Source organism: Microcoleus sp. OTE_8_concoct_300 (assembly GCF_031383065.1).
Classification (GTDB): Bacteria; Cyanobacteriota; Cyanobacteriia; order Cyanobacteriales; family Microcoleaceae; genus Microcoleus.
The window spans coordinates 1-1,230 of record NZ_JANMZH010000274.1; the positions used below are offsets into that span (position 1 = coordinate 1).

At 50.6% G+C, this 1,230-nt stretch carries 1 protein-coding gene; it reads right to left on the reverse strand.

Translation table 11 applies throughout. From position 1 onward, the window contains the following. Nucleotides 1-1,230, reverse strand: a 1,230-nt coding sequence (locus ACUVJL_RS12785; protein ID WP_445246191.1) for a glycoside hydrolase family 10 protein, incomplete at both ends; no start/stop codon positions are given.

A 1,230-nucleotide genomic window follows, 5' to 3' on the forward strand; every position in this document is an offset into this window, starting at 1 on the left:
GAACCGAGCATTTGTTCCTTTACCAACGGTTCGGTGATACGCTGAAGTCGGTTCGTATCCAAAGCATAAGTCATCGGCACAATCAAATCTACAATGCCTTGACGAGCCCAAACTTCCCAATTTTGCTGAATTTTGTAAATCCGCTGACTTTCCGGGTGCGGAAACACGGCCACCGACAGAATAGTGCGCGGATAATTTGAGCGCAAAAGCTGAGAAACTTCAGCTACAAAAGTATTAATTTGATTAGTTTTAAACTCAACCCACTGTCGCCACAAACTGCCGGAACTCGGCGAAATATTCACCGGATCTGCACCAGTCAACTGCTTAAATTGCTGCCTCGCCGCCATACCGTAACCGTAAGTAAAACCCGCATTGTCATCTTGAAAAGGATAGCGAATATAGTCTAATTGCACTCCATCTACTTTGTAGTTATTGGCAATTTCGCTGACAATTCGCAGTAAATAATTACGCGCTTCGGGGTTCGCGGGATCGAGATAAAATTTACCATCGTTAGGATGTTGTGTGCGTCCTTTATTGTCAATATTTGCCCAATCTGGATGAGCGGAAAGCACAGGGCCTGGATAAGAACTAGGCTTGCCAATTAAAGTATTGTGGCGCTTATTTCCTGTGGCAAAAACCCAAACCCAAGCGTGCAGTTCCATGCCTCGCTCGTGAGCTAATTTAACGGCAGATGCCAGGGGGTCCCAGCCAACAGTCAGGGGATTTTGTTGGGGTGCAACTTGACTGGGATAAATCGTATATCCGGCATTCAATGTTTCAAAGAAAACGGTGTTGATACCGGCGGCGGCGAGCCGATCGAACACGGAGGCCAAACCTTGTTGTGATCGCGCTGCGACGATCGTACCGCGATCGAGCCAAACCGCGCGAATTTCCGCCCCAACCCGCTGCCCTTCCTGGGGGTAATTTTGCCACAGCAACTGCCGCGCCTGCACCCACTGCTGTCTAGCTTCCGCGTACTTTTGCTCTTGCAGAAGTTGGTCGAAAGTTTGCAAAACCTGCCGCGCAGAGGTGATCGCCCGCACCGTTGATCCTTGCAGAACAGGCGGGCGGCTGGCTGCCGGGCCGCCGACACTGTTGCTTGCCGCTACCAGTTGAGGGGGGGTAGCAGCATTGAGATTAACAGGCGTATTAGCTGAATTAGCTGCTGTCAGGGCGCTTTCAAACCTGCCGAGGAGGTTGGTGAGTTCTTGGCGCATCAAGTACGCTTCA